We start from the raw sequence: 26587 nt of genomic DNA, 5'->3' as shown, positions 1-26587 counted from the left end.
GAAATCCCCGGTGTTGTCTTGCCAGCCGACCTCCCTCGGCCGAAAGTGGCTGGGAGCCGTGTAGTCGCTGAGGACGTGAGGAGCACGGATGGCCTCGTCGGTACCACTTGTTGATCTGCGGCCGTGGTTCGAGGGTCGCGCCGAGGACCGCGCTCGGGTCGCCGCCGAAATAGACCTGGCCTTGCGGGATTCCGGGTTCTTGCTGATCACCGGGCACGGCGTTCCGGACGAACTGCGCGAACGCACCCGCGAGGTGGCACGCCGGTTCTTCGCGCTGCCAGCGGAGACGAAAGCGGCGTACGCGGTGTCCGTCGCCGGGCGGGGCTGGCTGCCACCGGGGGCCGAGGCCAACGGCTACGCGGAAGGCACCGAGACCCCGCCCGACCTCAAGGAGTCCTACTCGATCGGCGCGGACACACCGGTCGGCGATCCAGCGGTCGATTCCTTCTGGTTCCAGCCCAACGTGTGGCCTGCGGAAGTTCCGGAATTCGCCGCGACCGCCCAGGAGTACATGACCCGGATGCGCGCGCTGTCCGATGAGCTGCTGAAGATCTTCGCCGTCGCGCTGGATCTGGCGCCGACGTACTTCACCGCGCACACCGGGCATCCGACCTACACGTTCAACATCAACTGGTACCCGGCGATGAACCGGGTCGGGGCACCCGCGGCGAACCAGTTCCGGATCGGCCCGCACACCGACTTCGGCACGGTGACCGTGCTGGGCCGGCAATCCGGCGTCGGCGGTTTGCAGGTCTACACCGAGGAAGGCGACTGGGCGGACGCGCCCTTCGATCCCAGCGCGTTCACCGTGAACATCGGCGATCTGATGGCGCGCTGGACCGGGGATCGGTGGCGTTCGACGCGGCACCGGGTGCTGCCACCGGATGCCAGCGCGCCCGACGAGGAACTGACCTCGCTGATCTTCTTCTACGAGACCGACCACGACGCCCGGATCAGTTCCCTGACCCCACCGATCGGGCGGACCACCTATCCCGACGTCATCGCTGCGGAATACCTGAAGGCGAAGCTGGACGCCATCACCGTCGGCTGACACCCGCTCGAAACCTGACGGCGCACCGCGCACAACATCCGGCCACTACGCTGCGGTGTCCACAAGGGACCAGAATTGGGAAAGGTCGACGGATGGACACCACAGAACCGCTGCGGTCGACGCACGGCTACGGCGATCGACTGGTCGCCGTGGAGCCGGGCGGCATCGAGCCGGTCTCCGACGAGGACCGGCACGGCAGCGCCCGCCAGTTGTTCTGGACCTGGACCTCACCGAACCTCGAATTCGCCACGATCTTCATCGGCGTGCTCGCGGTGTCGGCCTTCGGACTCGGCTTCTGGCAAGCGTGTTTCGCGTTGGGGATAGGCAACCTGCTCGGCGCGTTGACCCATGCCGCGCTGTCCGCCCGCGGCCCGAGCCACGGTGTACCGCAAATGGTGCTCGGCCGGGTGGCGTTCGGCCACCGGGGCAACGTGGTGCCAGCTGCGCTCATGTCGGTGATGGCCGGAGTCGGCTGGTTCGCCGTCAACAGCGTCAGCGCGGCGTTCGCCTTCGCCACCCTGACCGGCCTGCCGGTGCTCGGCTGCCTGGGCATCGTCACCGTGCTGCAGATCGTGATCGCGTTCTTCGGCCACAACCTTATCCAGGCTTACGAGAAATACGTTTTCGGCGTGCTCGCAGTGGTTTTCGCGGTCGTGGCGGTGGTGATCTTCAGCCAGACCAGTCCGGGGAACGTGGCCGGTGACGGCGGTCTGGGCGGGTTCCTGCTCGCCGTCGGGTCGGCTTTCGGCTACACCGCCGGTTGGAATCCCTACGCCGCGGACTACGCACGTTATCTGCCGAGATCGGTGAACCGCCGCGCGGTGGGAGTATTCGCCGGTCTTGGCCTGTTCGCGTCCACCACCGTGCTGATGGCGGTCGGAGCGGCATCCATGACCATCGTCGGCGGTGTGGAGTCGGACAACCCGACGACCGTGTTCACCGGACACCTGCCTGGAGTGCTCGCCGCAGCGACGCTGCTCGTCGTCACCCTCGGTGCGATCGCGGCGAACGTGCTCAACGTCTACTCCGGCGCCTTGGCCTTCCTGTGCCTGGGAATCCGGCTGCCGCTGGCCTGGCGGCGCGCTGGCATGGCGCTGGTGTTCGGCACGGTCGGATTCGTCCTGGCCTGGCTCGGCCTGGCCGACGCCGGACACGCCTACGAAAGCTTCCTGCTGATCATCTCCTACTGGATCAGCCCGTGGCTCGGAGTCGTGCTGATCGACCAGTACTTGCGGCGTGGAACCCGAATCGACGACTTGCTCTACGACACCGAACACCGCAACAGGGCGGGAGTCATCGCATTCCTCGTCGGCCTGATCAGCTCCGTGGTGCTGTTCGCCAACCAATCCCGCTACACGGGTCCGATCCCGCAGACCTTCCCCTGGGTCGGCGACATCACGTTCCTCGTCGGCTTCGCGATCACGGCCTTCCTCTACTGGCGGCTCACACCGATCAGGCAGCGACCGATCCGATGAGCCGCAACAGTGCCATGTGGACAGCGCTCACACGTCGTAGTACAGCTCGAACTCGTAGGGGTTCGGGCGCAGGCGCAGCGGGTCGATCTCGTGGTCCCGCTTGAAGGCCAGCCAGGTCTCGATCACGTCCGGGGTGAACACGTCACCGCGCAGCAGGAAGTCGTGGTCTTCTTCCAGGCTGTTGAGGACCGCGTCCAACGAGGACGGGACTTGGACGACGTTGCGGGCTTCGTCGGGTGGCAACTCGTAGAGGTCCTTGTCGATCGGCTCCGGCGGCTCGGTCTTGTTCGAAATGCCGTCCAGCCCCGCGAGCACCATGGCGGCGAAGGCCAGGTAGGGGTTGCCGGAGGAATCCGGGCACCGGAACTCGATCCGCTTGGCCTTCCCGCTGCTGCCGGTGACCGGAATCCGGATGCAGGCCGAGCGGTTGCGCTGCGAGTACACCAGGTTCACCGGGGCCTCGAAACCCGGCACCAGGCGGTGGTAGGAGTTCACCGTCGGGTTGGTGAAGGCCAGCAGGCTCGCCGCGTGGTGCAGGATGCCGCCGATGTAGTGCCGCGCGAGGTCGGAGAGACCCGCGTACCCGGTCTCGTCGTAGAACAGCGGGCGGTCGTTCTTCCACAGCGACTGGTGGGTGTGCATGCCAGAACCGTTGTCGCCGAACAGCGGTTTGGGCATGAACGTCGCGCTCTTGCCGCGCTGCCACGCGGTGTTCTTCACGATGTACTTGTAGAGCTGTAGATCGTCCGCGGCGTGCAGCAGCGTGTTGAACTTGTAGTTGATCTCCGCCTGTCCCGCGGTACCGACCTCGTGGTGCGCCTTCTCCACGCTGAAACCCGCGTCGATCAGGTTCAGCACGATCTCGTCCCGCAGGTCGGACTGGTGGTCGGTGGGCGGCACGGGGAAGTACCCGGCCTTGTACTTGATCTTGTAGCCCTGGTTGCCGCCGTCCTCCGCGCGGCCGGTGTTCCACCAGCCCTCGTCGGCGTCGATCTCGTGGAACGACGCGTTCTCCGAGGTCGAGAAGCGCACCGAGTCGAACAGGTAGAACTCCGCCTCCGGGCCGAAGAGGGCCACGTCCGCGATGCCGGTTTCGGTGATGTACTGCTCGGCCTTGCGCGCGATGTTGCGCGGATCGCGGCTGTACGCCTGCAACGTGAAGGGGTCGTGGACGAAGAAGTTGAGCAGCAACGTCTTCTCGGCCCGGAACGGGTCCAGCCGGGCGGTGTAGGGGTCGGGCAGCAGCAGCATGTCCGACTCGTGGATCGACTGGAAGCCGCGCACCGACGAGCCGTCGAACGCGATGCCCTCCTCGAAGATCTCGGCCGCGAAGGACTCCGCCGGTACCGAGAAGTGCTGCATGATGCCTGGCAGGTCGCAGAACCGGACGTCGATGAACTTCACGTCCTGGTCGGAGACGAACCGCAGGACCTCGTCAGGACTGGTGAACATCGTTACCTCCCGGGATCGCACCGACGAGAGGAGCTGGTGTCGGCAAGCCCTGAGATCGCTGCCGCGGCCAACCCGCCGAGCCCCCGCCGCCGGGTAAGTGCTCCCAGTCTCGCAGGCGCGCTCCGCGCCTGCCACCAGCCGATTACGCGGTGTGCAAGACCCGAAATCCGGGGAAGAATCACGAAAAGCGGACCATATCGGTGAGATGGCCACGAGGCCGCGGCCACCCGAAGCCTCGCTGCCCGCTCGCGCGGGTCGTACTCCGGTCCTCGATCAGCAGCACGTCTCCCTCGATGTGGTCGATTCCTTGCCCGGAGAAATCGCTGCGGAGGTGTCCAACACGCCGCCATATCAGGACCGAATTCGTCCTAAGTGCTTCCTAGCGTCGCACGCATGAACACGGATCAGAGCATTCGCCCCTTTCGCATCGACATCCCGCAGGCGCGGCTCGACGCCTTGACGGCGCGGCTGGCCAACACCCGCTGGCCGGACGAGTTGCCCGGCGTCGGCTGGGCCGCTGGGCGGAGCGCGACCACAACGTCGTGCACTGGACGGAACTGGAGCGCGGCGGTCACTTCCTCTCGATGGAAGCACCGAAGGAGCTGGTCGGCGACATCCGCGCCTTCTTCCAGAAGCTCCGCTGAGCACCGCTGCGGTGCACCACGCCTGCGGTGCACCGCAGCGGCGCCACGTCCTCAGCCCTTCATCGCTCCGGCCGTCAAACCTTCGGTGAGGAAGCGTTGACCGAAGGAGTACATCAGCACCACCGGGATGCTGATCAGCAGCGATGCGGCGGCGAGCACGCCGTAGGGCACCACGTCGCCGAAGATCATCGATTGCAGGCCGACCGGTAGCGTCTTGAGGTCGTCGGATGTGATGAACACGAAGGCGAGCAGGAACTCGTTCCACGCGTTTGTCAGGGTGAACAGCGCCACTGCCAGCATGGCGGGTTTCGCCAGCGGCATCACGATCCGCAGGAACGCCTGGAACCTGGTGGCGCCGTCGATCATCGCCGCCTCCTCCAGTTCCACCGGGATCGACCGGAAGTAGCCCAGCAGCAGCCAGGTCGCGAACGGCAGGGTGAAGGTCGGGTAGGTGAGGATCAGCGCCCACCGGGTGTCGATCAGCTGCAGGTCGCTGAGCAACTGGTACAGCGGGATGAACAGCAGCGCGCCGGGCATCACGTACGTGATCAGCACCGCGCCGGTCAGGGTCTGCGCGCCGCGGAAGCGCAGCCGGGCGAGGGCATAACCGGCGAGCGCGGCGAAAACCATGGTGAGCGCGGTCGCGACGCCCGACACGAGGATGGTGTTGAGGAACCAGGTTCCGAACGGTTGCTCGTCGAACAGCGTGGTGAACTGCTCCAAGCTCCACGGCACCGGGAACAGGTCGTTGGCGCGCGAGGTGATCTGGGTGTCGGTCTTGAACGCCGTCACCACGATCCAGTACAGCGGCCCGACGACGAACAGCAGCACCACCGCCATCGCCAGCCAGGCCGGGATCCGCCGGGAAACCTGTCGCGGCGGTCCGCCGGTGAAGTTCGTCCCCCCGGCGAACCGGCCGAAGAGCACCCCGAGCCCGACGATTATCGCGAGCCCGACCGCGGCCTTCCACGCGATCGACGGGCGGAGCACGACCAGCGAGACGACCAGCGCGACCAGGCCGATCCAAGTCAGCGGCCGTCGGTACCGGACGACGAAGCGGCTGATGGCGCCCTCCTTGACACCGGGTCCCTGGTTGCGCAGGTACCTGGCGAGGATGAACACCAGCACCCCGACGATCGGCACCATCACCAGCGCCACCGCCGCGCCAGCGCCGTACTGCAGTTGCTGGATCGCCTTGGTGTACGCCACCAGCACGTACGGCGTTGTGGCCTGTCCCGGACCGCCCTGGGTGAGCAACCAGATCAGGTCGAAGTTGTTGAACGTCCAGATCGACGACAGCAGCGTGGTCACCACGATGACGTAGCGCAGTCCGGGCAGCGTGATGTGCAGGAACCGCTGCCAGGCGTCCGCGCCGTCGACCGCGGCGGCCTCGTAGAGGTGGGCGTCGATCGCCTTCAGCCCGGCCAGGAAGTTCACCGCGAAGAACGGGATGCCCTTCCACACGTTGACCGCGATCACCGCGGGCATGGCCAGATCCGGATCCGCGAGCCAGGTGGCTGGCCACTGGTCGACCAGGTGCAACCACTCCAGCACCGGCCCGATCCCGAGCCAGGTCAGCAGCGAGTTGACGCCCCCGAAGAGCGGATCGAGCATCGCCCGCCAGGTGAACGCGGTGACCACGGTCGGAATCACCCACGGCAGCAGGACGATGCCCGCCAGCAGCGCCCGGCCGCGCCGCAGGTTGTGCAGCAGCAGCGCGACGATCAGCCCGATCACGATCTTGAACAGCACCGAGTAGGCGGTGAAGACGTACGAGTTCTGCGCCCCGGCGCGGAACGTCGGATCGCTTGGCAGCGCGAAGAAGTTCGCCAGTCCGACGAACACGGTGTCCGCGCCGTGCCGAGCGGTGAAGCTGAGCACGATGGAGTCGACGAACGGAACCGCGATCAGCCCGAAGATCAGCAGCACCAGCGGTCCGACGAACAGCACCGCCATCCGCCACTCCCGCGCCCGGTTCACCGCAGGACCCCGAACCGCTCGACGAATTCCACCGGCCGGTCCGGACTGACCAGACCCGGCGGCGCGGCGCTGCCGCTGCTCCTGGTGTCTGCGTGGGCGCAGAACTGGTTTTGCGTCATAACCCCTGCCAAGCGTCGTCGTTGCCGCTGTTGGTGGGCCCGTCAGCTCCAGAGCCGGTCGTGGCTGCGTTCGTCGTTCCAGGCGTCGGTGTCTTCGAAGAAGACGGGATCCGCCGGGTCGAGGTGTTCGCGGAACAGTTCCTCGTTGATGTCGGTGAAGCCGAGCCCCGGCGCGTCGGGCACGGTGATGTGCCCGTCCACGATCAGCGGATTCGGCAGGCCGGTGACGAGTTCGCTCCACCGCGGGACGTCCGCGGCGTGGTGTTCGAGCACCAGGAAGTTCTGGGTGGCCGCCGCGATGTGCACTGCCGCGAGGGTCGCGATCGGCGAAGCCGCCATGTGCAGGGCCATCGGCACGCCGTACTCCTCGGCGAGATCACCGATCTTCTTGGTCTCCAGGATGCCGCCGGAGGTGGCCGGGTCCGGGTGGATGACCCGGACCGCCTCGTTGTCCAGCAGCGGCCGGAAGTTCTCCTTCAGGTAGATGTCCTCGCCGGTGCAGGTCGGGGTGCTGACCGCCGCGGTCAGCTGCCGCCACTGGCTGGTGAACTGCCACGGGATCATGTCCTCCAGCCAGGCGAGGGTGAACGGTTCCAGCGCGTGGCCGATCCGGATGCACGAGTCCACCGCGATGTGTCCGAAGTGGTCCACGGCCAGCGGAATGTCGTAGCCGACCACGTCCCGCACCGTGGCGACGTAGTCGGCCAGCAGCTGCACGCCTTTGGCGGTGACCTGGATGCCGGTGAACGGATGCATGACGTCGGTCGTCTCCAGCGCGCCGGGTGGCGCGATCAGGCAGTCCGCAACGTCGTGGAGCAGCTTGATGCCCACGTCCATCTTCAAGAACTGGTAACCGCGATCGCGGCGCTCCACCAGCCGCTTGCCCATCTCCTCCGGATCCAACGACGACGGCGTGTCCGCGTAGCACAGCACCTGGTCCCGGAACTTGCCCCCGGCCAGCACGAACGCCGGAACGCCGTACGCCTTGCCAGCCAGGTCCATCAGCGCCATCTCCACGCCGCAGATCCCACCGGCCTGCCGGGCGTGGTGGCCGAACTGCTTGATCTTGCGGAAGAGCTTGTCGACGTTGCACGGGTTTTCGCCGATCAGGCGGCTCTTCAGCAGCAGTGCGTAGGTCTTGCTCGCGCCGTCCCGGACCTCCCCGTAACCGGAGATGCCCTGGTTGGTGTCGATGCGGATGATGGTGGACCGGAACGGGACCCCGGTCAGGTTGGCGACGCGCAGATCGGTGATCCGCAGATCACTCGGCCGGGAGTAGTTGCTGACGTGGTCTTCGGGACGCGCGGTCACGACATCTCCTTTGAAACCCGGTGCTGTTTCCACTGCTGGAAGTCCGCCTCGATGTGGGTCGCCCACTGCGCCACATCGATCTCGGCGCTGGTGTAGGCCCGTTCGGCGAGCCGGAGTTTGCCGAACACGTCGCGGATGCGGGTGTCCTCGCTCTTCTCGGCGACTCGTTCGGCGAGCTGCGGCGGGATGAAGATGACACCGGTCGGGGTGCCCAGCACCACGTCACCGGGCAGCACCGTCGCCGACCCGATCCGGATCGCCACGTTCAGCCCCGCCAACGTCACGTCGCGGATCGCGGTGGGATCGGCGTCTCGGAACAGGAAGTTGACCCCGGCCAACTGGGTGAGCCCCTGGAGGTCCCGGATGCCGCCGTCGATCACCGCGCCGACACCGGTGCGCGTGGCCACCGCGGTACCGAGGTTGTCCCCGATCACGGTGCCGTCTTTGACCTTGCCGAAGATGTTGGTCACCATCACGTCACCGGTCTGCAGCGATTCGATGATCCACGAGTTCTGCCGATCCCCTGCGGTGAAACCGATTTCGGCACCGGCGGCCACCACGGCGGCGTCGTAATCCGGGCGGTGCGGCAGGAACTGCGCGGTCACCGCCCGCCCGACCAGGACCGCGCCCGGATGCGTCTCCCGCCAGCCACCCGCGAACTGCCGGTCGAAACCCTCCTGCCGCAGGGTGCTCCACGCCTCTTCGGTGGTCGCGGCGCGCAATCGGGCGAGGACATCGTCGGGAACCCGTGGCCGCCCGTCCGCGAACCGCTCCCCCGACCACGCCGCGGTCAAGGAGATCAAATCGTCGTGGCTGGGCTGGATCCTCATGCGAACTCCAGGGGTAGCTGCGGCGGGCGTTGCGGGTGGCTTTTCCGATGCGAACAATTCGGGCGAGCGGGGGCGCCGTGGAAATTCGAATTCCGACGGCGACGATTCGAACGACAACACCGGCAGGAAGACCAGGTGAACGTCACACTACGATCCGGTGCGCACCGTGTCAACGCTGGAATTAGCCCGCACCGGCGGTCGAATTGCGACTCCGCGACGAATCAGCTGAGCTGCCAAGTCCATTTACCAGAGAGCATGCGCCAGGCGGATCCAATCCATTCGAAAGTCCGATACGCGTCACCCCCCACCCAGCGCCATCCAGCCGCCGTCGACGTGGATTACCTGGCCACTGATGTATCCGGCGTCGTCGGACGCGAGAAACGCCGCCACGCGCCCGATGTCGGCGGGCAGCCCGACCCGGCGGACCGGAATGCGTTGGGCGGCGGTCTCCCGCGAGTAGTCCGGCTGGTCCACCCAGGAGCGCGGCGTCTCGACGCTGCCCGGCGCTATCGCGTTGACCCGGATGCCACGCGGCGCCAGATCCGTGGACAGCACCCTGGTGAAAGCGTCGACCGCCCCCTTCGTCGCGGCATAGGCCGCGGCTCGGGGAAAGCCCCGGCTACCGTTGATCGAACTGAGATTGACGATGCTTCCCCCACCTGCTGCCAGGAAATGCCGAACCGCCTGCTGCGCGCAGAAGAAATACCCCCGGATATTGAGGTGGAACAGGTCGTCGAAAAGATCGGGTTCGATGTCGAGGAATTCGACGAACCGGGTCACCCCGGCGTTGTTGACGAGAATGTCCAACCCGCCCAATGCGTCGGCCGCCCGATCGACGACGTCTCGGCAGACCTCGGGCTCGCGCAGATCGCCTTCCACCGCGAAGGCTTTCTGGCCGAGCTCGACGATGCGCTGCGTGGTCGCTGGTGGTTCCTCGACGGGCGGGTAGTGGACCGCGACGTCCGCCCCGGCCCGCGCGAGCTCGATCGCGATTCCCCTGCCGATGCCGATCCCGCCCCCGGTCACCAGGGCTTTCTTTCCGGAGAGGTTCGCCATGACCGCTTACTCCCTCCAAGCGGACGTGGTCACTGGTTCAGCCCCTGCTGCTCGAAGATCTGGACCATGCGGTCGTGGGCGGTCGCCACTGCCGAAGGGACATCGGATTTCCCCTGGATGATCTCGCCCATCATGTCGGTCATCACGTAGGCTTGGCGGACCGCGTTCTCCCCGGCGCTGGGCGCCTGCGGGAAGTGCAGTCCGGTGGTGGACACCGCCGGAATCGGCATGGCATTGCCGTCGTAGGTCACCTGGTAGATCGGGTCGCCGTTGAGGAAGTACGGATCGGACTTCCACACCCCGTCGTAGGCCGGGAGGGCGATGCCCGCGCCGGAAGCCTCCACCAGGGTGCGCATCGTCGGGCCTGCCGCAAGGTATTTCGGGAGCAGCTTGGCCAGTTCGGGGTTCTTCGCGCCCTTGAAGATGACGAAGGCGGTGAGATCACCGAACGCCAGCGGTGCGGAGATGCCCGGCCCGGTCAGCCCGGCGAGCATCGCGGTGGCGTCGTACACCGGGTTCTTCGAGGACTTCGACTGCGCGTACAGGCTGGCCTGGTTGAGCGTGATGCCGATCAGCCCGGCCAGCCACGCCTCGTTGTTCCCGGTGTCCGTCCAGCTCATGAGTCCGGGCGGGAGCATCGGTTGGTACTTCGGATTGACGTAGATATCGGCCAGGAACCTGATCGCGTCGACGGTCTCCGGCCTGTTGAAGATGACCTTGGTGCCGTCGTCGGAGCAGATCGAACTGCCGTAGGCGTTGAGCACATCGGAGATCAAACCGTTCGCATCGCCACCGCGGTTGACCGAAAAGCCCCAGCCGAACCGGTTCTTCGACGGATCGGACACCTCCAGCGCGGCGTCGCGGGCGTTCTCGAAGGTCACGACATCGCTGACGTTGATGCCCTTCTCGGCGAGCCAGTCCTTGCGGAGGAAGTACCCGCCACCGATCGAGTAGAACGGAACTCCCCACCACTTGCCGCCGATCTTGAGGTAGCTCTCCGCGACGGGTGGTGGCGGACCGTACTTCGCGGTCATGTCCGCGACGACGTCGGAGACGTCCTGGATCATGCCGAGCTGCTGCATCTGGGCCACGAACCGCTGCGCCGAGATGAACGCCAGGTCCTGGACCTGACCGGCCCGGACGGCCGCGTCCTGCTTGGCGATGAAGTTGCCCTCGTCGGCGCTGAAGCTCGCACTGCTGATCTTCGTGCCGGTCTGCTCGGCGAAGACGTCGTAGGCGTCCTTGACCGCGTTGTCCGCCTGTTTCGTGTACATCTGCATCGACAGCACGCTGGCGGACTTGTTCGGCAACTGCTTCGCCGCTTCCACCAGATCGGGAGGCACCGCGGCCGCGGGTACGGTCGACGACCCCGAGCTGCCGCAGGAAGACAGCCCCGGCAGCAGCATTCCCGAGGTCAGCACGCCGACCCCGGCCAACAATCGACGCCGATTCAGCATTGGCAGGTCGTCTCTGTCCATCAGTTTCCACCTCTTCGTTGAGGATTCACTGCACTGCGCCCAGTACCACGGGCGCGCGGCTGATGCGGGTTTTCGGCATCGTGGCGGTCACCTGTGGAAGGGGCCAGGCACCAGCGGAACGTGAGCGGGTCGACTTTCCGCTCACGGCGGAGGATTCCTGGCCGAACGCGACAATGATCACCCCGGCTGTGACGTACGTCAACTACCCATCCCGCTCCCGGATCCGCCCTATCCGAACCGTCCGCCAGCGCCCTTCGGTAGCCCGTCGAGAGCTACATTCGCCGCAGCTCACGCAACCGCCACCCGTCTGAGAGCGCACGCCTGCGGCTGGTCACGCACCGGAGCACGGTGCCGCGCGACGGCCGCGAAAAGCATCCGCTGCGGGAATTCGTCCCGATCGTGCGCGATACACGTGCGGACCAATTGGTGCCGCATTCCGTTGGAGGCCCGTCGAAAGCGAGGAACGCAGGCGATGAGACCACCGCGAGGCAATGAGCCAGTGGACGTCCGCCTACCCATCCCCGACATAGCGCGCGAACTGCCGCTGTCCGGCCCGCCGTTCTCCCGGCCGGACCCGGATCTCATCCGCAGGCTCCAGGTCGTCAGCAGCGCCACCGCCAGCGCCGTCATGCACCGGATGGGAGTGCGGCAGACCTTCATCCAGGGACCGATTCCTCGGCAGCCCGGCGCCAAGGTCGTCGGCCCCGTGGTGACGCTGCAGTTCATGCCTAAGCGCGAGGACGTCGTCTCCGGCGTCGGTGCGGGCGCGCAGGAGGAGCACGTCGAGAAGAAGAGCGCGCTGTGGGATGTTTTCGAATCCGTGCAGCCCGGCGACGTGCTGGCCGTTTCGGCGTTCGGTGATCTCAACACCGGCTGCATGGGCGAAATGCTCGTCACCTATTTCAAGGGGCGCGGTGGCGCGGGCATCGTCGTCGACGGCTGCGTCCGGGATTGGCCGCGGATAAAGGAAATCGGCACTCCGCTCTGGACGCGGGGATTCACCCCGAACTTCGCCTCGCAAACAACCTTGTTCCCATGGGCCACCAACGTGCCGATCGCGTGCAACCGAGTGCTCGTGCTGCCGGGCGACATCATCATCGCCGACGACGATGGTGCCGTGCTGGTACCAGCGCAGATGGCCGAGCTGGTGCTCGAACACACCCTGGACCACGAGGAATGGGAAGAATTCAGCCGCCTGAAGCTGGAAGAAGGCGGCGCTTTGAAGAAGTACTACCCGCTGAGCGAACAAGGCTGGGCCGAGTACGAAGCGTGGCGGGCAGCGCAGGCGAACGAGCGCCCGAGGAGTCAGTCATGAAGATCACCGCGGTGAAGACGGCCGCGACGAGTGGCCACGGCATGCACCTGTGGGTGCGGATCGAGACCGACGAAGGCATCACCGGGCTCGGCGAGTGCGTGCACGGCGGTGTCCAGGCCATCGCGCTCATCCACCACCTGAAACCCAAGCTCATCGGGCGCGATCCGTTCGAGATCGACGCGCTGTTCGAGGAGTTGCGCCGCGCCAACGTGTTCAACGGCGGATTCGCGGGCGCGCTGGTCACCGCGCTCACCGGCATCGAGCTGGCGCTCTGGGACGTGAAGGGCAAGGCGCTCGGCGTGCCGATCTACGAGCTGCTGGGCGGAAAGTTCCGGGACGAGGTCCGGGTCTACGCCGACTGCGAAGTGGAACCGGGGATGAACTTCGACGAGATCAGGCGCGTCATCGAAGGAATCCTGGAACGCGGCTTCACCGCGTTCAAGATCGACCTGGACATCTTCGTCTACGGAAATCGCGGCAGCGAGGTGGCGGGCTTCACCAAGGACAAGTTCAACTACACCGCGAGCCTGTGGGAACACGAGCGGATGGTGCAAACCGTCGAGATAGCAAGGGAAATCGCGGGCAACAACATCGACTTCGCCGCCGACGTGCACACCCGGCTAGATGTGCCGAGCGCCATCCGGTTGGCCAAGGACCTCGAACCGTACCACCTGATGTGGTTGGAGGAGCCCGTTCCGCCCGAGAACGTCGACGCGATGCGCGAGGTCAAGCAGGCGACCACGACGCCGATCTGCGCGGGCGAGAACCTCTACCTGCGGCACGGTTTCCGCGATCTGCTGGGCAGCCAGGCGGTCGACGTGATCGAGCCGGACATCCCGAAGTGCGGCGGGCTTTCGGAATGCCGCAAGATCGCCAACCTGGCTGAGATCAACTACGTACCGGTGGCACCGCACAACGTCTCCTCGCCGATCGGGACGATGGCCTCGGCACAGGTGTGCGCCACGGTGCCCAACTTCCTGGCGCTGGAGTTCCACTGGACTTCGCGGAACTACTGGAAGACGATCACCACCGACAAGGAGGACATCATCAACAACGGCACCATCACGCTCTCCGACCGCCCGGGGATCGGCCTCGAACTGGACGAAGAGGTGGCCAGGCAGCACCAGTTCCCCGGCACGACCTGGTTCGAGTGATTTTGAGACTGTTCCAGTAGTGGTTTGCGTGGCGGTGCGGGTTGCGGAACCTCAGCAGCCGCCTCGACTCCGGGATCCCCGACATCATGTACTTCCAATTCGCAGTTTCACTGCGCTGTCGGGGCTGTCCTCGCGAGGCGACCGCTGAGAACCCGCGGCGGTGCGAGCTGAGTCCCACACCGCAAGCGGCTACGCCGCTTACAAAACAGATCGCAGTACGCGCCGCGCCGTAGGAGCGGCCGGACTGGTCTCAGCCACCGCAGCGATTCAGCGTTGCGTCGTTGGGTCGCCCGGAGCGGACATCATCGCCACGTCCGCCAACTCCGGAGACCGGGACGGCGCTGGCACGCCGACCGACTGGTCACCGCCGTTGCGCGAGAACTGCGGTGGCGGCACGGCGAGGATCGCCTCGCGCACCGCGTCGATCGCGGCCGACCGAGGTTGGTCCGCGCACCACCACATCGCCACCACCCGGTCGCAGTCGGCGTCGACGACCGGGACCAGGCTGACGCCGTCGAGGTTTGCCGTGGTCATGGACAAGGAGTTCGTCATCCCGACCCCGAGCCCGTGCCGCACCAGGGACACCATCGTTTGCGGCTGCATGGCTCGGAACACGACGTTCGGGGTCAGCCCCGCGTTGGCGAACGCGAGGTTCGGTTCGGACTGCCGACCGCCACCTTCCGTGCTCGCCCCCATGACGATCAGCGGCTCATCGGCGAGTTGTCGCAGCCGCACGCCACCCGTCGCTGCGTTGGGGTGCGCACGGTTGAACACGGCCACCAACGGCTCGCGCCACAACACGCTGCTGGCGAATCTGTCGATCCGGACCACCGGCAGGGTCGGGCGCACCGTGAGATCCACCTCGCCGTGGTGCAACGCGCTGTCCAAGTCCCGGTTGTGCGATTCGTGCAGGACCAGGGAAACGCCCGGATGGGTGCGCTGCAGACGCAGCACGACCTGCGGGAACAGGTACGCCGCCGCGCTCGGGTAGAGGCCGAGGCGCACCTCGCCGCCAACCGATCCGGAAGCGGCGGAAACATCGGTCAGCGCTTCCAACCGCCGGAGGATCTCGTCGAAATGCCGCCGCAGCACCCTACCTTCGGGGGTGAGCTGCGGGGGATGCACCGAGCGGTCGAACAGTTGCGTGCCGAGTGCCTGCTCCAGGTCGGCCACATGGGTGCTGACCCGCGACTGCGACCGGTAGAGCGCCTTCGCCGCCGCCGAGAAACCGCCGTGCCGCACCACCGCGGCGAAACTGATCATCCAGTCGATGCGGAACTTGTTCGCGTCCCTGAGCCGCACTGCCCACCTCGTCCCCGTTGACGAAGTCCGGACGTCATCGTCCGGACAGCCCACCGCCGAGCACGAGCAACGCCCGGTGGCGGACCTGGGGCACCGATGGGCTCGCAGGTTCACCATCCGTAGAGCCACTCGCACGTCCCCGATGCCGCCGAATACCCCGCGTAGCCGACATGAGCACCGGATGAACTGCGCCAATCAACCTAACACGCGCTACATCGACCAGTAACCATCCAAACGCCGCACCCCGAACCGACCGGGGCACGCGGTATCAGTCCGTCTCCCGGTCCTCCCGCTCGGATCGACGCGATCCGCCGATCACCGGAGGAGCGATCACCTGGCCGGTGTCGGGATCGACGTCCGGATCGAACTCGAAGTGCTCGTCGGTGCTCTTGACGTACTTGCGCTCGTGCTCTTCGTCTTCCCCACGCCGGTCCTGCGGACCGGGCGCTGCTAGCCCGCCGAACGCGCCCGAGCCGCCGCGTGCGGTGCTGCTACCCGAGGCAGGAGTGTTGGTCGCTGGTCCGGCCCCCGTCCGGCCTCCCCCTGGGCCGCCACGAGTACCCGAGCCACCGCGACTTCCCAAGCCGGGGCCTGAACCGCTTGCCCGGCCTGGAGTGCCGCTGGTTGCGGGGACATATCCGACGACACCTCCGACGCCGGGGCTACCACCGGTTCCCGGCGGCGACGCGGTCCCTGCTCCGGGAGCTGTTGGAGCCGCCGAAGCCGAATCGGCCCCAGCGGGCGAATCCGATGTGCCGGACTCGCCGGGGCCGCCCTGATCGGTTCGCAGTGCAAAACCCGAAGCAGTCGTTTCGGGGTCGGCCGTGCGGGAAGTCGGCGCTGCGGAGGAACTGGTGCCGAGGTAGCCGGTACTCGGATCGACCGCATCCGGCCGCTGCGTGCTTGCGACACCGACATCAGCAACGGGCGCGGGCACAGCTGGGTACGGTTTCAATGACCGCACCGTGCCGTCCGATGAAGTCCGGTACGCCGCGTAAATTTCGCGTGCTCTCTGCTCGGCGTCGTTGTGCTTGGCCTCATGGACTTGCTGGCCCGCCAGTTTCGCCGAGAGGTTGGTCGGTACGAGATCGCTGAGGCCGAGGTCCAGCGGCGGCACATCGTGCGGTCCCGGCATCGAGTGCTTCGTCCGACTGAAATGGTCGGCCTGGCTTTCGACTCGTCTCGCCAATGCAGCCGAGAGTTCTCTCGACTGCTGCACCACGTCCCGAAACGGCGAAGCCTCCTGCTCCATCGCCTCCGCGGCCTTGCCACGCCACGACCTGCGGCATCGACCGATCGCGCCCCGGACCAGATCATCAACGTTCTGGAGCCGGTCGGCGAACTCCTTCGAAAGTGTGCCCGCAGCTTTCGAAAGTGACTCAGCCCCCTTGCCAGTATTGAGCTCCCGATGGATCTTCGCGTGATCGAACGCAGCCTGCCGCCGACCTTCGACCATCTTCGGTTGACTGAACGGCCACATGGTCGTCCCTTCAGTTTTGGGCCGGAAGATTCGAAAGCACCATGCTCGCAACCTGTTTCGCCACAGCGCAGGTATCCTGGTGTTCCGGACGCTCGCTGTCGCCTCGATCTGTGACAACCGTGAAGACATCGTCCGCGTTTACCGCAACGTAGATCCCACACGTGAACGTCGCCGGATCGCTCGTCACCATCGGGTATCCGCCGACATCTTCATCAGGTGCCGATTTCCCAGTAGTTCGAAGCACGCTGCTGAGGCCGTAGTTCGTCGTCACCGCAGGTGCGAGGTAGACCTGAAGCCCGTCGGCATCCACCCCCCAAGTGCACGTGTCCTCACCCCAGGCAGAGGGACGATGGGACGTCGCACCGGTCGTTCCGAGTTGCTGTAGTTGCTCCGATTTGAGCAGCCGGCACGGGTCGCTGACAGCTTCCAGGTTCTTCGGGTTGCTGACCTCTGGTCTGCCCGGATCCTTTGACGGGGTCGCAGGCTCGGTATCGGAGGGAACAGGTGATCCGGGCTCAGGCTGAGAACACGCAGCGACAGACACGGCAGTCATGCAGACCGCAGTCGCCATTGCGGATCGCGTGCGGTTCATCGATTCTTGACCTCGTTTTCTTCGTCGATGCGCTGGTATTCTCGCTGAGCCAACTCGATCTTGTTCCGGAAATCTTCGACCCAACTCCGCATGTCATCCACCGTCTGGGTCGCTGATCCGGACCCTTCCGTCAGGTGGCGGATGATTTGGTCAGTCGTTTCCATGCTGACTTCATCAAGGCCGGGTGGCCGAATATGGCGGAAATTATCGGCATCTCGCGCCGCGAGCTTCAGCTCGTCGAGCGCCGCGTCCAGATCTGCTTTGACGGCGTTGAGATCTTCCGGCGCGACCTCGAAGCCGCCGGTCGAGGCACCGCAGCTCGACGCTGTGGTCAGCGGGATCTGGAACATACCTGTCAAGGGATTCATGGTGACGGCATGCGTGTTTCGCGTTTGCGCCGCCGGGTCGCTCGGTTCGGTCATGGCTCACCTCTTCCGTGGGTCATCGGTGAAGTCAACAGCTGGTCGGCCTGGGAGTCACGCGGATCTGCGTGCGGGAAAAGGACATCCGCATCACCGACGCAGGTCGTCCGCAAGCTCGGCCAGGATTCGTGTCACCAGACCAGAATTGGCCGGAGCAGTAAAGAGAAATTCGCCGCGACGGTACTGAACGTACGAGCCTTCACGGGTGCCAGTCAGCAGAACTACATCATCAGCCGAGTGCAGGTTCCCCCGAATGTCTCGGACTGCCACCGAGAACTCGCCGTCGTGCACGCGTTCTCCAGAAACCAAACGCGCGTAGTCGCGCGCGTCGTCGCTGCGGACGTTGCGCGCCCGCAACTCCCTAACCGTTGCATCGACTTGCGCTTTACCCCGGTGCTCCGCAGCTGCTCTGCTAGCCGCTTCGACATCTTCGAGCCGGATGCTGACCGCCGAACCAGAAACCGGCTTGATTTCCGGCCAGAGACCCACCAATGCGGCATACGCCGATGTCGAGCGCACCGGATCAATGCGAACTTTGCGCCCTCGCACCAAGGTTCGGACCGCGTGATCTCCGGAAAACGACACCAGGCCACGGACGTGCTTGCCGCGTTTCGGCGCGAATCTCGTGTCGGCTTCGGTCGATGCGTGGGCGAGCACTCTCATGATGTCGGCAACCCACTCGACCGCTTGAGACGCCCGATCGAGGAATCCCCGTGCACGGGCTTTGTCGCGGGCCCTTTCCCACTCGGCGATCGGGTCATCGGGCTCGCCCAGACCTGGGAAGTACTGCAGCAGCCGAGGCGGCGGGACCAACCGTTCCTCGCCGCCTTCCTGGTGCGCAAGTCCCGCGCCGTACCAAAGCGGGCCGAACAGGCTCAGGTCGAACTCCAGCGCCCTGAACACGAACTCCTCCCCACCCGGTGCTATGATCAATTGACGGTTTGGTGCACGCAGAGTCACCGCAGCACGGGCAAATCGGACACGTAACGTGTTCCATGAAATCCCACCCGAATGGTCCAACCATTTCTTTGCACGCCTGTCTCATCGGGCTCGTGAGCTACTGCGTTCGGACCACGCCCGGCAGGAGCAGGCTGTTGCTCGTCGCAGCTTCCATCCGCCAGGACCGAGGGGCGTGCTGGATTGGTCCGCGGCGCTCTACAGTGGACGTTGGGCGCCGCCAACGCGGCACGCTCGCACGTCCGGACCGGGAGGGGTTGGCATGGGATTGGTCAACGCGGTTGGTTTGGTTCTGCACCCCGACCGGCGCAGTCCCGAGGTGATCGAGACTATCGTCGAGTGGGCACGCGGCAGGGGCATCGAGGTGCTCGGAGTGGCCGAGGAAGTCGCCCCCTACGACCAGCCGATCACCGCGCTTTCCCCGGAAGGGCTCGCCGAGCGCGCCAGCCTGCTGGTCAGCCTCGGCGGCGATGGCACCATGCTGCGGGCGCTCCGGCTCGGCAGCGAGCACCAGACCCCGGTTCTCGGGGTGAATCTCGGCCGGTTGGGGTTCCTGGCCGAGATCGACGTGCCGGATCTCGATCGGGCGCTGTGCGCCATCGACGACAACCGCTTCACCGTCGAAACCCGTTCCGGCCTGCACATCATCAGCGGGGACCGGGCCGTGGTCGCGTTCAACGACATCGCCCTGGTGCGCGTGCCCGGCGACGGGATGGCCATGGTCGAGGTGCAGGTCGAAGGACATCCCTTCGTCAGCTACGCCTCGGACGCCGTCGTGGTCGCGACACCCACCGGCTCCACCGCTTACAGCTTCTCCGCTGGTGGACCGATCATCTCCCCCAGGGTCGAGGGACTCCTGGTCATCCCGGTGGCCCCGCACTCAGCCTTCAACCGCGCCATCTTCCTCTCCCAGGGGGAGAAGCTCGCACTGCGGATCCTGCCCAAGAGCAGCGAACTCGGCGTGGAAGTCGACGGCCAACTCGTCGCGCACCGCTCGCCCGGCACTCTCATCGACATCACCGTCCAGCCCGCCGCCGCCCGCGTCGTGCGGCTCGGGCACACCACGTTCTACCAACGCGCCCAGCGCAAGCTGCACCTCACCGGTTCGCCCGAAACCAGCTGATCGCCATCCGCGACGCCGAACAGCCGCTGGGACCTTCTGCTCTTGAACAGCGACCTGCATCGATCCACCCTGGGCGGGTCAGTCGTCAGCCGGAGCGGTGGACACCCCGGCAATGCCCAGCCATCGAGACCGCCCTGCCGGGCGCGCTTCGGCTCGACGTCGGTAGTGGGCGTCGAGCCCGGCAACCCTTCGGAGACGATCACGATGAGCACCGCCAAGCCCGCAACAACCGCGGTCGAACCCCGCACGCAGGAATGGCTGGACCAGCTCGCCGCTGCTGGTGGTCCGCCGATCTACGAGCTTTCGCCGCAGGATGCGCGGGAGGTGCTGCGGGCCGCTCAGCGCAGCGTCCCGGTAGAGCTGATGCCCGCCGACGTCGAGGACCGCATGATCCCAGGTGGTCCGACCGGCGAGGTGAGCATTCGGATCGTCAAGCCGCGCAACACCACCGACGTGCTGCCTGTGATCATCCATTCGCACGGTGGCGGCTGGATTCTCGGTGACAAGGACACCCACGAACGCCTCGTGCGGGAATTGGCGAATGCCGCCCGCGCCGCAGTCGTCTTCGTCGATTACACGCCCGCGCCCGAGGCGCATTACCCGGTGCAGAACGAACAGGCTTACACCGCGCTTGAGTGGGCGGCGGCGAACGCCGCGGACTTCGGTGCCGATCCGAGTCGAATCGCGTTGCTCGGCGACAGCGTCGGCGGCAACATGACCGCGGTGCTCACCCTGCTCGCCAAGCACCGCGGCGGTCCGCGGATCGCGGCCCAAGTGATGTTCTACCCGGTCACCGACGCCAATCTGGACACCGACTCCTACCGTCAGCACGCGGACGGCCCGTGGTTGACGCGTGCGGCGATGAAGTGGTTCTGGGACGCGTATCTGCCTGACGAGAAGCAGCGCTGGGAGCCGACCGCCTCCCCCTTGGAGGCGTCCGTGGACCAGCTGCGCGGCTTGCCGCCAGCGCTGGTGATCACCGACGACGACGTGCTCCGCGACGAGGGCGAGGCGTATGCGACCAAGCTCGCGCAGGCCGGGGTACCGGTGACCCAGGTGCGCTACGGCGGGACGATCCACGACTTCGTCCTGCTCAACCCGATCACGGAAACCCCGGCACCCCGCGCGGCGATCGCGCAAGCAGCGCACTTCCTACGCCAGCACCTGGACGGTTAGGCAACACAACAAATCAATCCACAATGGACACTCGCCGGACCGGCGGACACCGTCAGCGCGCATCGCCGGGACGGCGGGTCGAGGGCCGCACCGGTGGGATCGGCTTGCTCGGCCAGCGTCGCGGCCCCGACCACAGCGCTGGTACCGCATCCGTCGTTGCCGCCAGCGCGTATGCGGTGGCTTCGTAGTTGACGCGCCACCCCCGGAAGTGCGGCCAGGCTTCCTCGGGAGTGCGTTCCATGGCGAAGCCGACCTCGGCCAGCCAGGCGACGCCAGCGCGGTACTCCTGGTAGGACAGCTGGATTTCGGCGTCCGGATCCGGATCTTCGTCAACCGGGATGCCGATGCTGGTCGCGATCTGCCGCAACGCGGTGAAGCCCATCCGCAGGCACAGCCGCGGCTCGATCCGATCCCGGCTCGGGCACAACGCGAGCAGCAGCGCCGCCGAGTCCATCACGGCGAGCAGGCCGACCAGCCACGAGTGCATCGGCTGCGGCGAGCGGAACCGGATGAGCACCGGGTAGTTGCTGTGGCTCTCGGCGATGTCGGCCGCCCACCGTTCCCACTGCCGGTAAAGCTCGGTGAGGTCGTCCTCGCCGAGGCGGATGCCGTAGCGGGTCCGCGCCAGCAGCTCGGGCCCCCACGGTGGAGACCCGGCTCGGGCGCCCAACAGGGTCACATCGGTCTCCCGGCGGTTGAACGCCGAGTACAGCGTCGGCAGGTAGGCGATCTGGAGCGCGACGACCAGCAGTCCGGTCGCGGCGGCGAGGAAGTCGAGGAGGCTCGGGGCAGCCGCGGTGGAGGTGGAGAACCCCAGGGTGAACAGCGACGAACCCGCCTCGCGGGCGGCGTGGGCGAGATCGGGTTCCCACGGCCACAGCAGGAGCGTGTAGCCGACGAAGTAGCCCACCAGCCACGCGGCCAGCGTCGCGGCGAGGAAGGTGACCGGTTGCGCGGCGAGGATGCGGTCCCGCGTCGGGTAGTCGCGGGCCGACCAGGTGAGCAGGACGAACAACGTGGCCACCACCTGGCTGACGAGCCGGGTGAGCATGCCCGGACGAGACCGCGCGATGACCAGGGTCCGGGCGACGCTCACGGTGACCGCCACCAGGAACAGACCACCGATGACCGCAGCGACGACCCGAGCCAGCATGGCCCCAGTGTGCCGACTGACGTGTGTGGGGCCCCGCGCGGCTCCTCCTGTTGCTTGCATCTTCGTGCCGTGCGGAAGACGGTGTCCGTAGTGGATGGGTCGGGACGTATTGGGGCCGCGCGATGAGAAGCACCGCCGTTGACGGTTTCGAGCTCTCCTACGACCGGGTTGGCCAGGGGCCTGGCGTGGTGCTGCTGCACGGCTGGCCGGGCGATCGGGCCGACTACCGCGAGGTGGTGCCGCTGCTCGCCGACTCGGCCGATGTGCTGGTCCCGGATCTGCGCGGGTTCGGCGAGTCCGACAAGCACGACGCCGATCCGGCCGAGCAGTACAGCGCGGCGGCTCAGGCGCGCAGTGTTGCCGGGCTCATCGAAGAACTCTCGCTGCAACGGCCGGTGATCGCCGGGTACGACATCGGTAGCCGCATCGCGCAGACGCTGGCCGCAGATCGGCCGGACCTGGTCGGCTCGCTCGTCCTCGCCCCTCCGCTGCCCGGCATCGGACGACGAGTGCTGGAGGCGCACGCCCAACGCGAGTTCTGGTACCAGGCGTTCCACCAGTTGCCGCTCGTCGAGCAGTTGATCGACGGCAAACCGGAGGCCGTCCGCGACTACCTGGCGCACTTCTGGACCCACTGGTCGGGGCCGGAGCACCCGCTCGATCCGGCCCACCTCGACCACCTGGTGGCCGCCTACGGTCCGCCGGGCGCGTTCGCCGCCTCGATCGCCTGGTACCGGGCGGGCGCTGGTGCGGTGGCCAGGTCCATCGCGGAAGTCGCCCCGGAACGGCAGCAGCGGATGAGCGTGCCGACGACGGTGCTGTGGCCGGAGCACGATCCGCTGTTCCCGCGAACGTGGTCGGACCGGCTGGGCGAGTTCTTCAGCGACATCGATGTCCGCTTCATCGACGGTGTCGGCCACTTCCTGCCGCTGGAGTCGCCGCGATTGTTCGCCGCAGCGGTCACCGCAGCCACCGACCGGCGGATCGGCCGCACCGCGCGATAGCGGACCCAGAGACCTTTGCCCCTTCATCACGAGCAGCCGCAGTTGGTTGCCTGGTGTTGGAGTGCGCTGCCGTCGTTGTCGTGCTTCGCGACCTAGTGGCCCGAAACCGCCGGAGGGCATCTCATGTGTGCGACCACGAAAGATCAACTCCTGGAACGAACCTCGGACGGTGGTTATCGCACACCGTTGCGCGGTCTGGAGGTTCTGCGGACACCGCTGTTGAACAAGGGGACCGCGTTCACTCAGGAAGAACGTGCGCAACTCGGCCTGGACGGGCTGCTGCCGTCGGCGGTGACGACGATCGAGGAGCAGGCGAGGCGGGCGTACCGGCAGTACCACGCGCAGCCGACCGATCTGCTCAAGAACGTCTACCTGACCGCGCTGCACGACCGCAACGAAGTGCTTTTCTACCGGCTGCTCTCCGACCACCTCCGCGAACTGCTGCCGATCGTGTACGACCCGACGGTCGGTCAGGCGATCAAGCAGTACAGCACCGAATACCGCCGCCCGCGCGGCATCTACCTCTGCATCGACGATCCCGACGGCATCCCCCGCGCCTTCGAGGACCTGGGCCTCGATGCCGATGGCGTGGACCTGGTCGTCGCCTCGGACGCCGAGGAGATCCTGGGCATCGGTGATTGGGGGGTGGGCGGCATCGACATCGCCGTCGGCAAGCTGGCCGTCTACACCGCCGCCGCCGGGATCGACCCCGCCCGCGTCATCCCGGTCGCCCTCGACGTCGGCACCGACAACGAAGAACTGCTGGACGCCCCGGACTACCTGGGAAGCAAGCACCCTCGGGTCCGCGGGAAGCGCTACGACGACTTCATCGACTCCTACGTCTCCACCGCCACGCGGATGTTCCCCCACGCGCTGCTGCACTGGGAGGACTTCGGCCCGGCCAACGGGCGGCGGATCCTGGAGAAGTACACCGACAGCATCTGCACGTTCAACGACGACATGCAGGGCACCGGCGCGGTCGTGCTCGCCGCCCTGCTGGGCGCGTCGCGCGTTGCCGCGACACCGATGCGCGAGCAGCGGATCGTCATCTTCGGGTCAGGAACCGCGGGGATCGGCATCGCCGACCAGTTGCGCGACGCGATGGTCCGCGACGGCATCGACCACGCTGCGGCGACTCGCCGGATCTGGGCCATCGATCGTCCGGGGCTGCTCACCGACGACATGAGCGACCTGCGTGATTTCCAGGTGCCCTACGCCCGCCCGGCCGCCGAGGTGGCCGACTGGCGGGGTGCGGACGGCCGCATCGGGCTCGCTGAGGTCGTCGCGCACGCCCAGCCGACGATGCTGCTCGGCACCTCCACCGTGCACGGCGCGTTCACCGAAGCCATCGTCCGGGAGATGGCCGCGCACACCGATCGGCCCATCATCTTCCCGATCTCCAACCCGACCGAGCGCATCGAGGCGATGCCCAGCGATCTGATCCGCTGGACCGACGGGCGCGCGCTGGTCGCCACCGGCATCCCCGTCAGCCCGGTCACCTACCGCGGCACCACGTACACCATCGGCCAGGCCAACAACGCCCTGCTGTATCCGGGTCTCGGTCTCGGTGCGGTGGTGTCGCGGGCGCGCCGCGTCAGCGCCGGGATGATCCTGGCGGCCGCCGACGCCGTCGCGCACCTGGTCGACGTGCACGCTCCGGGCGCATCACTGCTGCCCCAGGTCGACAACCTCCGCGAGGTCTCGGCCACCGTCGCCACCGCCGTGGCGGACCAAGCGGTCAAGGAAGGTCTTGCTCGCGCCGAGCTGCACGACGTGCACCAGCAGGTCCGCGACGCGATGTGGCAGCCGATCTACCGGCCCGTTCGGGGAGCATGACGATGGCAGCGCACCAGTCCGCACCGCGGATCCTCGACGCGCCCATCGGATTGGACGCCACCGGCACTCGCACCGAGTCCGACTCCTTGGGCGAAGTCGACGTACCAGCCTCGCACTACTGGGGAGCGCAGACGCAGCGCTCGCTGATCCACTTCGACATCGGCGACGACCGGATGCCCAAGCACGTCTACCACGCGTACGGCTACGTCAAGAAGGCGGCGGCGACGGTCAACGCCCGTGCGGGCCGGATGCCGCGCTGGAAGGCCGACTTGATCTGCCGGGTCGCCGACGAGGTGATCGCCGGTCAGCTCGACGCGGAGTTCCCGCTGTACGTGTGGCAGACCGGCTCGGGGACCCAGTCGAACATGAACGTCAACGAGGTGATCTCCAACCGGGCCATCCAACTCGTCGGCGGTCGGCTCGGCAGCAAGGACCCGGTGCACCCCAACGATGACGTGAACATGGGCCAGTCGTCGAACGACACGTTCCCCACCGCCATGCACCTCGCCGCGGTCCGGACCATCGACGGCGTGCTGCTCCCCGCGGTCGCGCGGCTGCGCGACGCGGCCGCGCGCAAGAGCGAGGAATGGGCGCACGTGGTCAAGATTGGTCGTACGCACCTGGAAGACGCCACACCGCTGACCGTCGGACAGGAGTGGTCCGGGTACGCGGCGCAACTCGACGACGCCGCCGACCACGTCCGCACCACGTTGACGGGGCTGCACCGGCTGGCCATCGGCGGCACCGCGGTCGGCACGGGCCTCAACGCGCCGCACGGGTTCGCCGACGAGGTCACCGCGACGCTCGCCGAGCTGACCGGCTACCCGTTCGTCAGCGCACCGAACAAGTTCGCCGCCCAGGGATCGCTGGACGGCCTCGTCCGCGTCTCGGCGACCCTGCGGACCCTGGCGGCCGCGCTGTTCAAGTTCGCCAACGACATGCGCTGGCTGGGTTCCGGACCGCGCACCGGACTCGGCGAGCTGATCCTGCCAGCCAACGAACCCGGCTCCTCGATCATGCCCGGCAAGGTCAACCCCACCCAGGCCGAGGCGCTGATGATGGTCTGCGTCCAGGTCGTCGGCAACGACACCGCCGTGTCGATGGCCGGAGCGGAGGGCAACTTCGAACTCAACGCCTTCCGCCCGATCGTCATCAACAACGTCCTGCACTCGACCCGGATCCTCTCCGACGCCTGCGACCACTTCCGGAAGTACCTCGTCGAAGGTGCCAAGCTCAACGAAGCCCAGCTGAAGGAGAACATCGACCGCTCGCTGATGATGGTCACCGCGCTGAGCCCGGTCATCGGCTACGACAAGGCCGCGCGGATCGCCCACCGGGCGCTCGACGAAGACCTGACGCTCAAGGACGCCGCGATCAAATCGGGTGTCAGCGAAGCGCTCTTCGACAAGGTCGTGGTGCCCGACCAGCTCACCCATCCCGAACCGGCCGAACACAGCGGCACCGGACCGGCTCGGCACGCGAGGTAGCGATCCCACCGACGAATGCGTCCTTTGTGGAGGATTCACACCGAGCACGTCGCAGCGGTTCATCGAGGCTCGGCGTTCGCCTTGGCGCAGCAGGGGCGCTGACCAGTTGCGAAAACCTGCCCACCGGAGATGGAAGACCTGCGCCGTCCGCAGCGTTGGTCGAGAATTGAGGAACATGGGCCACGGGTGC

At 66.7% G+C, this 26587-nt stretch carries 22 protein-coding genes and 1 pseudogene; 10 read left to right on the top strand and 13 right to left on the bottom strand.

What is annotated here, in order from left to right:
* Window positions 1-88 precede the first annotated feature (88 nt).
* Together MOQ72_RS01245 and MOQ72_RS01240 are read left to right on the top strand one after the other, a co-directional pair.
* The gene (locus MOQ72_RS01245) at window positions 89-1051 is read left to right on the top strand and encodes an isopenicillin N synthase family dioxygenase (protein ID WP_242179890.1); all 963 of its coding nucleotides are present in this window, start codon (window positions 89-91) and stop codon (window positions 1049-1051) included.
* Window positions 1052-1143: 92 nt separating this feature from the next.
* Window positions 1144-2526 carry a purine-cytosine permease family protein gene (locus MOQ72_RS01240; RefSeq protein ID WP_242179889.1) on the top strand — a complete coding sequence of 461 codons (1383 nt, stop codon included), beginning with the start codon at window positions 1144-1146 and terminating at the stop codon, window positions 2524-2526.
* Between the two features lie 27 nt (window positions 2527-2553).
* Here the strand turns inward: MOQ72_RS01240 and glnA are convergent, their stop codons facing one another.
* A complete protein-coding gene (glnA, locus tag MOQ72_RS01235; RefSeq protein ID WP_242179888.1) occupies window positions 2554-3978 on the bottom strand; it encodes a type I glutamate--ammonia ligase in 1425 nt (474 codons plus the stop codon).
* 393 nt (window positions 3979-4371) lie between these two features.
* Here glnA and MOQ72_RS45520 point away from each other — a divergent pair.
* Window positions 4372-4485 (top strand): annotated as a pseudogene (locus MOQ72_RS45520) (epoxide hydrolase N-terminal domain-containing protein); the annotation flags it as partial.
* A 188-nt stretch (window positions 4486-4673) separates the two neighbouring features.
* On the opposite strand, the gene MOQ72_RS01225 reads toward MOQ72_RS45520, so the two are convergent.
* The 6 genes from MOQ72_RS01225 to MOQ72_RS01205 form a co-directional block, all read right to left on the bottom strand.
* Window positions 4674-6578 (bottom strand): ABC transporter permease, encoded by a 1905-nt coding sequence (locus MOQ72_RS01225; protein WP_242179886.1) that lies wholly within the window; start codon window positions 6576-6578, stop codon window positions 4674-4676.
* Window positions 6579-6598: 20 nt separating this feature from the next.
* On the bottom strand, window positions 6599-6721 hold the full coding sequence (locus MOQ72_RS44250) for a hypothetical protein (protein WP_277953342.1): 123 nt from the start codon (window positions 6719-6721) through the stop codon (window positions 6599-6601).
* 42 nt (window positions 6722-6763) lie between these two features.
* Window positions 6764-8032 (bottom strand): mandelate racemase/muconate lactonizing enzyme family protein, encoded by a 1269-nt coding sequence (locus MOQ72_RS01220; protein WP_242179885.1) that lies wholly within the window; start codon window positions 8030-8032, stop codon window positions 6764-6766.
* Entirely contained in the window at window positions 8029-8862 is an 834-nt protein-coding gene (locus MOQ72_RS01215) for an RraA family protein (RefSeq protein WP_242179884.1), read from the bottom strand. The genes MOQ72_RS01220 and MOQ72_RS01215 overlap by 4 nt, the downstream gene beginning before the upstream one ends.
* A 297-nt stretch (window positions 8863-9159) precedes the next feature.
* Window positions 9160-9918, bottom strand: coding sequence for an SDR family NAD(P)-dependent oxidoreductase (locus MOQ72_RS01210; protein ID WP_242179883.1), 759 nt, complete (start codon window positions 9916-9918; stop codon window positions 9160-9162).
* 29 nt (window positions 9919-9947) lie between these two features.
* Window positions 9948-11396, bottom strand: coding sequence for a type 2 periplasmic-binding domain-containing protein (locus MOQ72_RS01205; RefSeq protein WP_242179882.1), 1449 nt, complete (start codon window positions 11394-11396; stop codon window positions 9948-9950).
* Between the two features lie 472 nt (window positions 11397-11868).
* On the opposite strand from MOQ72_RS01205, the gene MOQ72_RS01200 reads away from it, so the two are divergent.
* Together MOQ72_RS01200 and MOQ72_RS01195 are read left to right on the top strand one after the other, a co-directional pair.
* Window positions 11869-12711, top strand: a complete 843-nt coding sequence (locus MOQ72_RS01200; RefSeq protein WP_242179881.1) for a ribonuclease activity regulator RraA — start codon at window positions 11869-11871, stop codon at window positions 12709-12711.
* Window positions 12708-13865, top strand: coding sequence for a mandelate racemase/muconate lactonizing enzyme family protein (locus tag MOQ72_RS01195; protein WP_242179880.1), 1158 nt, complete (start codon window positions 12708-12710; stop codon window positions 13863-13865). The genes MOQ72_RS01200 and MOQ72_RS01195 overlap by 4 nt, the downstream gene beginning before the upstream one ends.
* 267 nt (window positions 13866-14132) lie before the next feature.
* Here the strand turns inward: MOQ72_RS01195 and MOQ72_RS01190 are convergent, their stop codons facing one another.
* The 5 genes from MOQ72_RS01190 to MOQ72_RS01170 all read right to left on the bottom strand — a co-directional run bounded on the left by MOQ72_RS01190 (window position 14133) and on the right by MOQ72_RS01170 (window position 18564).
* On the bottom strand, window positions 14133-15167 hold the full coding sequence (locus MOQ72_RS01190) for a LysR family transcriptional regulator (protein ID WP_242179879.1): 1035 nt from the start codon (window positions 15165-15167) through the stop codon (window positions 14133-14135).
* Between the two features lie 268 nt (window positions 15168-15435).
* Window positions 15436-16623, bottom strand: a complete 1188-nt coding sequence (locus tag MOQ72_RS44245; protein ID WP_277953392.1) for a PPE domain-containing protein — start codon at window positions 16621-16623, stop codon at window positions 15436-15438.
* A gap of 34 nt (window positions 16624-16657) precedes the next feature.
* The gene (locus tag MOQ72_RS01180; RefSeq protein ID WP_242179963.1) at window positions 16658-17200 is read right to left on the bottom strand and encodes a DUF3558 domain-containing protein; all 543 of its coding nucleotides are present in this window, start codon (window positions 17198-17200) and stop codon (window positions 16658-16660) included.
* A 35-nt stretch (window positions 17201-17235) separates the two neighbouring features.
* Window positions 17236-17661, bottom strand: a complete 426-nt coding sequence (locus tag MOQ72_RS01175; RefSeq protein ID WP_242179878.1) for a PE domain-containing protein — start codon at window positions 17659-17661, stop codon at window positions 17236-17238.
* Between the two features lie 90 nt (window positions 17662-17751).
* Window positions 17752-18564, bottom strand: a complete 813-nt coding sequence (locus MOQ72_RS01170; RefSeq protein WP_242179877.1) for an ESX secretion-associated protein EspG — start codon at window positions 18562-18564, stop codon at window positions 17752-17754.
* Window positions 18565-18880: 316 nt separating this feature from the next.
* On the opposite strand from MOQ72_RS01170, the gene MOQ72_RS01165 reads away from it, so the two are divergent.
* Entirely contained in the window at window positions 18881-19741 is an 861-nt protein-coding gene (locus tag MOQ72_RS01165; protein ID WP_242179876.1) for an NAD(+)/NADH kinase, read from the top strand.
* A gap of 204 nt (window positions 19742-19945) precedes the next feature.
* The gene (locus tag MOQ72_RS01160) at window positions 19946-20917 is read left to right on the top strand and encodes an alpha/beta hydrolase (RefSeq protein ID WP_242179875.1); all 972 of its coding nucleotides are present in this window, start codon (window positions 19946-19948) and stop codon (window positions 20915-20917) included.
* 52 nt (window positions 20918-20969) lie between these two features.
* Here MOQ72_RS01160 and MOQ72_RS01155 read toward each other — a convergent pair whose 3' ends face one another.
* The gene (locus tag MOQ72_RS01155) at window positions 20970-22070 is read right to left on the bottom strand and encodes a hypothetical protein (protein WP_242179874.1); all 1101 of its coding nucleotides are present in this window, start codon (window positions 22068-22070) and stop codon (window positions 20970-20972) included.
* Window positions 22071-22192: 122 nt separating this feature from the next.
* Here MOQ72_RS01155 and MOQ72_RS01150 point away from each other — a divergent pair, with 122 nt between their 5' ends.
* From MOQ72_RS01150 to fumC, 3 genes are all read left to right on the top strand, one after another.
* Window positions 22193-23074, top strand: a complete 882-nt coding sequence (locus tag MOQ72_RS01150) for an alpha/beta fold hydrolase (RefSeq protein WP_242179873.1) — start codon at window positions 22193-22195, stop codon at window positions 23072-23074.
* A 123-nt stretch (window positions 23075-23197) separates the two neighbouring features.
* The gene (locus tag MOQ72_RS01145; RefSeq protein ID WP_242179872.1) at window positions 23198-24910 is read left to right on the top strand and encodes an NAD-dependent malic enzyme; all 1713 of its coding nucleotides are present in this window, start codon (window positions 23198-23200) and stop codon (window positions 24908-24910) included.
* A 2-nt stretch (window positions 24911-24912) separates the two neighbouring features.
* Window positions 24913-26397: a class II fumarate hydratase gene (gene fumC, locus MOQ72_RS01140; RefSeq protein ID WP_242179871.1), complete on the top strand. Its 1485-nt coding sequence runs from the start codon at window positions 24913-24915 to the stop codon at window positions 26395-26397.
* Window positions 26398-26587 lie beyond the last annotated feature (190 nt).

The sequence above is a fragment of the Saccharopolyspora soli genome, assembly GCF_022678645.1.
Lineage (GTDB): Bacteria > Actinomycetota > Actinomycetes > Mycobacteriales > Pseudonocardiaceae > Saccharopolyspora > Saccharopolyspora soli.
The sequence above is the reverse complement of the archived record's forward strand: the minus strand, read 5'-3'. Positions and strand labels throughout refer to the sequence as shown.